An 8,243-nucleotide genomic window follows, 5' to 3' on the forward strand; every position below is an offset into this window, starting at 1 on the left:
AACCACCGGGGAACATCGCTCCGGTCAGGCGAGACGGCTTCCTCCCTGGGCTTTCGCGCCGACGCCGACAACCTGTTCAGGTAATCCTCCGGGGACGCCCGGCGACTCATGCCGACCGGATGCCGAATTGCCTGGTGGGTCATCAAATGTGCAGGAGCCCCCTCTGCATACGGACGACGTGCGTCCACGCACCACCGCCCGCCCGAGGCTCCTCAGCAGCGTGGAACGCGCGAGCGAGGCGGGGCCAGGGCGCCGACACCGGCCCGCCAGACCGAAGTCCAGGTCACGCGCCCCTGCGCACTTGCGTGCACCGCTCCCCCCCTTCCGTACGGTCCAGCCGATGAGGAACCGCCCTCGCACACCGTGAAGGAGAGTTGTTGAAGCCGACCGAGGAAGTGCTCCAGGTCCTGACCCAGCCCTCGAACGTCTCCGTCCACTCCGACGACGCGCTCGTCGGGAAGGTGAAGGCCGCCATCGCGGCGGACGACAAGAAACGGAAGGAGAACGAGGACGAGCCGCTCCGCCGGAAGCCCATCCTCGTCCCGATCCCGCAGACGGAGCTGCCCCGGCAGTTCGAAGTGACCCTCTGGAACGTGCTCCACACCCTCGCCCGGGCCACTGCCCTGTCGTGGCGCGGTGCGGGCCGGGGGCTGGCGGAGCACTGGGGCTCACTCAAGTACACCCAGGCCCTGGCCGGCGGTCACGACTCCTTCCACATCGGCGCGTGGAACGAGACCCCCGGCCTGCTGTTCAGCACACAAATCCCGACGGACGGCGGCACGATGACCGTCCACGCCCTCCAGGCACCCGGCAGCGGAGGCCGGCCGTCCCCGGCGGAAGGCCGTGAGCCGAACCTGAACGCCCCACCGTTCCAGGCGAACGTGATGCCGGACATCCACCCGCCCGCCGAGGGCCCGGTGGCACCGGAGCCTGTACGGGGCTGCCACGTGCAGCCGAAGGACTTCGCCTGGTTCCAGGAGTCCCTGGCCCACACCACGGCGGCGGGCCTCATGGCCTTCACCGGCTCCGGCCGCGCCACCGCCCGCCACCTGACCGACCGGCAGGGCCGCAAGCGCTTCACCGGCCCCGAACACGCGGCCGACATGAGCGTCCGAGATGCTGCCCACACCCTCTTCGGCAGCGAGTACGTCGGCACCGACCACGTCTTCCGCCTGAACGGCCCCCGCGTCGAGGCGTTCTCCGGCGTGGACAAGGAAGTCTTCCGACTTCTCGCCAGAGGCGATGTCGGGGAGTACCGCGCCCTCGTCCACGCGAGCCGCGGCGTCCGCCCCCGCCTCACCTTCGACAAGAACTGGGGCGGTCCCGTCTCCGTCCACGCCGACGGCTCCGTCTTCGCCCTGCGACTGCTGCCGGGGCAGAACGAGGAACCCTGCGCGTGCTCGTCTCGCTGACGCGCCTCTGAGACGACAGGTCCGTCCGGACGGCCTCTGGGCGGACGGCCAAAACACCTGATGGAGATGCGGACCACATGGCTGCCCGGGACGCCGTGGTAGCGATTCTGAAGGGGTGGGCCCGGGAGGGCCGGACCGACACCTACAAGGCGCTGAGCGAGGCCGTGGCACCGGAGCACGGGGTGCACTACCACGGCCGGATGATGTCGCTTCTGCCGGCAGACGTCTGCCGCCGGGACAGCACCGGTCCCGAGCCGATGCTGTCAGCACCGGTGGTCAATGGATCCGGCCGGAAGCCTTTCGACCGATTCCTCGAGCCGGCCGTTACCGGGTTCCGCCGTCGCAGTCGTGTTCGGCCCGGTCCTCGAACGTGTCCTGCCACCGCCCCTCCGCTGCCGGCGCCGCCGGAGGCAGTACGGCCGTACGCCTGGGCGATCCCGGCCTCCCTCCCCGTACCCGGTCCGGGTTGGCGCGGTGGCGGTGAACGGTGCTTCCTCCCCGCCCTCGCGGCCGGCCACTGGCGGCCTCGAGCGCTCCGGGAGGAGGGCATCAAGACGTCCCGCTGAACTTCGTCGTCTTCGCCAGGACGTCCGGCGCGTACAGGCGCAGGCCCTGGTGGAGTGCGAACTCCGCCAGATACGCGCGCAGCACGGACGGCGGCTCCTCGGCGAGGCCCAGCATCCGCCGGTTCGCGAGCACCGCGGGGGCCGCCAGCTCTTCGACGGCGGCCGCGACCGCCGTGTCGAGGGCGGCGGGGTCGGCGGCGTCGACGACGGTGTCGCAGATCAGCCGTGCCTCCGGCTCGGTGGCGTGGATGCGCCGCCCGGAGAGGATGACCTGGCGCGCGAGGCGGCTGCCCGCGATCCGCGGCAGGCGCAGGTTGGCCACGCCCGGGATGATGCCTTCCTGTGCGGCGGGCAGGCTGAGGTAGGCGTCGGACGCGGCGATCACCCGGTCGAAGGCGAAGAGGAGCTGCATGCCGCCGCCGATGGCGAAGCTGTCGACGGCGGCGATCCACGGTTTCTGCACGGTCGGCGCGGACCAGTGCGCCTTCCGGCTCGTGACGGGGTCGCCGCTCGCGTCGACCGGGAGCAGGCCGCGCTGCAGCTTGCTGAGGTAGCCCAGCTCGCGTCGCAGCAGGAAGTCCGTGTACGAGATCCGGCCCGCGTCGAGGTGGCGGAGGTTGACGCCGGCGCTGAAGACGCGGCGGCCCCGGTGGCGCGGATGCGTCATCTCGCCTCCGCGCAGCACCCCGACCTTGACGCGGTCGTCGAGGAGCGCCAGGTCGACACCGACGTCCATGGCGGCGATCAGGTCGTTGTCCTCGGCGTTGAGGGCGTCCGGATTGGTGACCGTCAGGTGGGCCGCGTCGCCGACGCGTTCGACGTGCAGCCGGCCGAGATCGACGCTGCCGCGCTCGGTGAACTCCGGCAGCAGTGCCAGGGCTCGGTCCGTGGGCCGCAGCAGCGACTCCATCAGGTGGAGGCCGGCCCGTTCGTGCCGCAGCACGCCGGAGAAGAAGACGGCCTGGTCGATCTCCCGCCCCTCCTTGTCGGCCTGCGCGCGCCCGGCCTCGGCCGCCATCTGCTCGCGGGTGGGCACCAGCCCGTCGAGCAACTCGGCTGCTGCGTCGAGGAGTTCGTCCAGCCAGAGGTAACGGGTGCGGTTCCCGGTCAGGGCGTCGTACACGGCCTGACCGTGCTCGGCCAGGAACGCGGTGCGCCCGCGCCGCGCGTCGTCCGTCGCGGCGTCCAGGCGTGCCCGCTGCCCGGGGGTGCGATCGGCCTTGTGCGGCAGGCCGGCCAGGACTTCCTCGGCGTGCACGGCCAGGGCGCGGGGGTCCCGCCAGGCCGCGGTCAGAGCGGCGGTCATCGTTCGTCCCCCGTCGCCGGGGTCGCGGCCCCGGCCGCGGCGCGCAGCGCCCGGTCGCATGCGGCGAGATGGGTGCCGAGGGCGTCCTCGAAGGAGGTCCCGGAGGCGTCGAGGATCAGGCCGCGCAGCAGTCGGGCCCCGACGCCGGAAGGGCTGCCCGCCAGGGCCTCGGCCACGCGGTCGTCGGGCGTGTCGGTGATCTCGTCGACGACGCCGAGATCGAGCGCCTGGTAGGACTCCAGCACTCCCGCGCCCGACATGCACAGGGTGAGCCTGCGGGCGCGGGAGACGCCGATGCGGTGGGTGAGCCGGTGGACGGCCATGCCGGGCCAGAATCCGCCGGCCGCGGTGGGCAGGGCGATCCGCAGGTCGGGCGTGGCGATCCGGATGTCCGTGGCCATGAGCAGGTCGAACGCGGGCCCGCCGCACGCCCCGGAGGCGGTCACGAGGGTGACGGCGTCCAGGCGTTCCCACTGCCGCAGGGCCCGCTCCCACTTGTTCACCGTGTGGACGTCGACGGAGCCCGGCCAGTCCGTGTGGCCGGGGCCGAGTTCGATCACCGCCGCCGCGGCCCGCTCGTCCTCGGCCCGCTCACGGAACGCGGTGATCGTCCTGGTCAGTCGTGCCATGCCCGGCGCGGAGTCGAGCCGTGTGCGCAGCGTCGTCATCGTCTGTTCACATCCATCCGTGTCACCACCGCACCAGCGCGGTCTCGATGGTCGAGCCGGGCCCCATGCTCATCAGGACGCCGAGGTCGCCGGGGCGCACCACGTCCTCGTCCAGGAGCCGCCGGTAGGAGAAGAGAAAGGAACCGCTGGAGAGGTTTCCGTGGTCGCGCAGCACGCTCACGGTGTGCCGCAGGTCGTGTCGCGTCAGGCCGAGGTTCACCATGACGGAGTCGATGACCTTCTTCCCGCCGGAGTGCACGACCCAGTGCGCGATGTCGCCGCGCCGCACCCCGGTGCCGGCGAGCAGTGCGTCGACGGCCTGTTCGGCGTGGGCTCCGACGACGTACGGGACATCGCGGTCGAGGAAGAAGCTGAACTTCCCCTGTTCTTCGTCCCAGTCGTAGCGCATCGCCTCCAGCGCCTCGGTGATGAGCAGTCCGGCGAACTTCAGGATCTGCGCACCGCCGCCGGCTTCGTCCGACGGGTGGCCGCTGTCGTCGGCCCGCACCGCGAGGGCGGCGGCGCCGTCGCCGAACAGGCTGTTGACCACGGCGCTGCGCATCGTGTCGTCGAAGACGTACGCGGCCGAGCACGCCTCGACGCAGAGCATGACGGCGAGCTGCCCGGGGTGGGTCGCGGTCCAACCGGCCACGGCGGTCAGCGCGTTGAGCCCGGCGTTGCAGCCCATGCCGACGATGTCGGCGCGCGCGCAGGTCCTCGGCAGCCCCGTCTCGCGGATGATCCGCGCGGAGAGTCCCGGGGTGAGGAGTCCCGTGCTGGTCACGCACATCAGACAGCCGACGTCGTCGACGGACGCGCCGAGCCTCTTCAGGCAGCCCTGCAGGGCGGCCGAGCCCATGGCGACGCCGGTCTCCCGGTGTTTGGCGAGGAGTTCGCCCTGGCTCTCCGGGCGGGGCCTGCCGGTGTCCGGGTCGACCGGCGGCAGGGTCAGGTGGCGCCGGTCTATCGCACTGTTGGTGAAGAGCGACCGGATCCGGGGGTCCGAGATGCCGTAGAGGTCGAGCACCTCGGACTGGGAGTAGGACAGGGGTGGTGTGGCGGTGGCCAGGTCGAGTATGCGGGGCCGTGTTCCGGCCAGCAGTCCTGTGGGTGCTTCGGCGGCCTTCACCGCGTGCCCACCGTGTCGGACAGCAACTTGTGGGTCCTTCCCTTCACTTGGCGGCTCCGTCTTCCGGAGGCGTTCCGCTGCCGCCCAGGTGGTGCGAGATTCGCGCCGCGATGGCGCGCAGCGGTTCGGGCTGTGTCATCTCCTTGTGGGCGCAGTCCGTCCGGTACGTCGTCATCCGCCCGTCCACGTAGGGGGCGAAGTCCTGCGCCGGTGACAGCGCGGGGTTCTGGGCGAGGTCGGCCAGGGGCTCGAAGAAGAGGACGTCGCCGTGGAACACGTCGGGACGGTGCTCGCGTGCGAGCCGTTTCCCGGCGAGTGTCAGCTCGACCATCGCCCGGGCGGTGTCCTCCCGCATCCCGGCGAACTCCGGGTCGTTGCGGATGAGGAAGCGGGCCGCCTCGGCGATGCCCTGGGTTGCCGCCGCGACCTCGGGTGTCCCCGCGTCGACGGCATGGCCGAGTTCGCGCAGTCCCTCGCGCAGTGCCGCCCGGATGCCGTCCCCCGGCCCGGGTTCCGTCGGCCGCGGTGCGTCGTCCGGGAGCCTGGCGTCGAGCAGCGCGAGCAGCTCCACCTCCTCGCCGTCCGTCTGGAGCCGGGTCGCCATGGCGTGCGCGAGTGTGCCGCCCATGGACCAGCCGAGCAGCCGGTACGGTCCCGACTCCTGCACGTCGCGGATGCGCCGGACATAGTCGTCGGCCATGTCCGCGAGGGAGGCCGGGGCCCCGCCGCCCTCCGACAGCATGCGGGCCTGCAGTCCGTAGACGGGCACCTCGGGTCCGAGGTGCCGCAACAGCCCCGCGTAGCACCAGCTGAGCCCGGCACCGGGGTGCACGCAGAACAGCGGTGCCTCGCCCGCCGCTCGTGTGCCGGCCTCCGGTGCGCGCAGCGGCAGCAGTACGTCGAGGGCGTCCCGTGCCGGGGGCGAGCCGGCGAGGCGCCGGGCGAGGGCTTCGACCGTGGGCGCCTCGAAGAGGGTCCGCACGTCCGCCTCGGCTCCGAGGACGGCACGCAGGCGGCCGACGAGCCGCGCGGCCAGCAGGGAGTGTCCGCCGAGGTCGAAGAAGCCGTCGTCGATCGTGACGCTTTGCAGGCCGAGGGTTTCGGCGAAGAGGCCGCACAGCGCCTGCTCACGTGCGGTGCGCGGGCCGCGGCCCGCCGGGGAGGCGGCGTGGCCGGGCGCGGGCAGGCGGCGGCGGTCGAGCTTCCCGCCGTCCGTGCGGGGCAGTCGGTCGAGGGTGACGACGACGCCGGGCACCATGTGCTCCGGGAGGGTGGCCCGTACCTGGTCCCTGAGCTCGGCGGCCTCGCACCGCGCGCCGGGCGCGGGCACGACGTAGCCCACGAGCCGGGCGTCGCCCGGGGTGTCCTCGCGGACGACGACCGCCGCGTGCGCCACGTCCGGATGGCCGAGCAGGGCCGCCTCGATCTCGCCCGGCTCGATGCGGAAGCCGCGCACCTTCACCTGGTCGTCGGCGCGCCCGACGTACTCCAGCCGCCCGTCGGGTGTCCGGCGTGCCAGGTCGCCGGTGCGGTACATGCGCTCACCGGACAGCCCGTGCGCCGCCGCGAACGGGTCCGCCACGAAGCGTTCCGCCGTCAGGCCGGGCCGCCGCACGTAGCCGCGCGCGAGCTGCGCGCCCGCCACGTACAGCTCGCCCGCCACGCCGGGCGGTACGAGGCCGAGGCGCCGGTCGAGGAGGTACACCCGGGTGTGCGGCACGGGGTTCCCGAGGGGCACACCGCCCCGCTTCCGGTGCGACGTTCCGTGGCAGTCCCCGACCACCACGTCCACGGTCGTCTCGGCGGGCCCGTAACAGTTGGTCAGGGTCGCGTCGAGCGTGTCGGTGAACGCGGTGACCGTCCGGTGCGCGAGGGGTTCGCCGCCGCTGAGGACCCGGCGCAGCGCGGTGCACTCGGCGGCCTCGCGCGTCTCCAGGAAGGCCTGGAGCATCGACGGCACGAAGGTCGCCGTCGTCACCGCGCGGTCCCGCGTCAGCCGGGCCAGGTGCTCCGGGTCCCGGTGCGCTTCCGGCCGCGCCACCACGAGGGCGGCCCCGTCGATCAGCGGCCCGAGGAACTCCGGCACGAACGCGTCGAAACTCGCCGGTGTCTTCACCAGGGCGCGGTCGGCGCCGTCCAGCGGGGCCCGCTCCCGCATCCAGCACAGACGGTTGACGATGCCGCGTTGCGGGACCAGCACGCCCTTGGGGCGGCCGGTCGAGCCGGAGGTGTAGATCACGTACGCCGGGTGGGCGGGGCGCAGCGGCCTCACGCGCGCCGCGTCGGTGGGGTCGCCCGGGTCCTGGGCCAGGCCCGCGTCCAGCGGGTCGCGGTCAGCGCCGCGCGGAAGGTCGTCCAGGACGAGGCACGGCAGCCCGGTCTCCGGCACGGCTGCGGCCGCCGGGGGACCGGTCACCCCGCAGACCGGGCGGGCGTCGGCGAGCATGAACGCGATCCGTTCGGCGGGCAGGTGGGGCTCCACGGTGAGGAACGCGGCGCCCGCCTTGAGCACGCCGAGCAGCGTGACGAGGAGCTCCGCCGAGCGCTCCATGACGACCGCCACCACGTCCTCGGGCCCCGCCCCGTGGGCGATGAGGCGGTGTGCGAGCCGGTTGGCCTCGGCATTGAGCTGCGCGTAGGTCAGGGTGACGTGCTCGCCGATGACGGCGGTGGCCCGTGGGGTCCGGGCCACTTGCTCCTCGAACAGCTCCGCGACGCCCCGGTCGGCCGCCGGCACCCGGAGGGTTCCGCCGTCGCCGTCGGACGTCAGCCGGGCGCGTTCGTCTTCGGTGAGCAGCTCCACGCCCGCCACCCGCAGGCCGGGATCGTGGCCGACCGCGTCGAGGAGCCGGGTGAGGCGGTCGGCGACGGCCTCGGCGGTGGTGCGGTCGAACAGGTCGGCGGCGTAGGTGATGCCGCCCCCGACACCGGCCGGGGCGCCGTCGGCCGTGAACCGTTCGGTGAAGTCGAAGGAGAGGTCGAACTTCGCGGCGGTCGCCCCGGGCGCCACCGGCTCGACCCGCAGACCAGGCAGCTCGAGGGCGTCACGGGCTGTGTTCTGCAGGGTGAGCATGACCTGGAACAGGGGGTGCCGGGCCGGCGAGCGGACCGGGTTGAGGGCCTCCACCACCTGCTCGAAGGGCAGATCCTGGTGCGCGAAGG

5 protein-coding genes are annotated in these 8,243 nt (G+C 73.1%); 1 reads left to right on the forward strand and 4 read right to left on the reverse strand.

Annotated elements, in window-relative coordinates; translation table 11 throughout:
• Positions 1-377: 377 nt before the first annotated feature.
• Positions 378-1,412 carry a hypothetical protein gene (locus FHS37_RS30185; protein WP_184827012.1) on the forward strand — a complete coding sequence of 345 codons (1,035 nt, stop codon included), beginning with the start codon at positions 378-380 and terminating at the stop codon, positions 1,410-1,412.
• Between the two features lie 549 nt (positions 1,413-1,961).
• On the opposite strand, the gene dpgC is transcribed toward FHS37_RS30185, so the two are convergent.
• The 4 genes from dpgC to FHS37_RS30205 form a co-directional block, all read right to left on the reverse strand.
• Positions 1,962-3,284: a (3,5-dihydroxyphenyl)acetyl-CoA 1,2-dioxygenase DpgC gene (dpgC, locus tag FHS37_RS30190; RefSeq protein WP_184827014.1), complete on the reverse strand. Its 1,323-nt coding sequence runs from the start codon at positions 3,282-3,284 to the stop codon at positions 1,962-1,964.
• Complete coding sequence (dpgB, locus tag FHS37_RS30195) at positions 3,281-3,952, reverse strand: enoyl-CoA-hydratase DpgB (RefSeq protein ID WP_184827016.1); 672 nt, start codon at positions 3,950-3,952, stop codon at positions 3,281-3,283. Before dpgB ends, dpgC begins: the two co-directional genes overlap by 4 nt.
• Positions 3,953-3,974: 22 nt before the next feature.
• Entirely contained in the window at positions 3,975-5,081 is a 1,107-nt protein-coding gene (dpgA, locus tag FHS37_RS30200; protein WP_184827018.1) for a 3,5-dihydroxyphenylacetyl-CoA synthase DpgA, read from the reverse strand.
• 43 nt (positions 5,082-5,124) lie between these two features.
• The coding region (locus tag FHS37_RS30205) for a non-ribosomal peptide synthetase (protein ID WP_184827020.1) at positions 5,125-8,243 on the reverse strand (3,119 nt) is incomplete at its 5' end.

The sequence above is a fragment of the Streptomyces griseomycini genome, assembly GCF_014203535.1.
GTDB lineage: Bacteria > Actinomycetota > Actinomycetes > Streptomycetales > Streptomycetaceae > Streptomyces > Streptomyces griseomycini.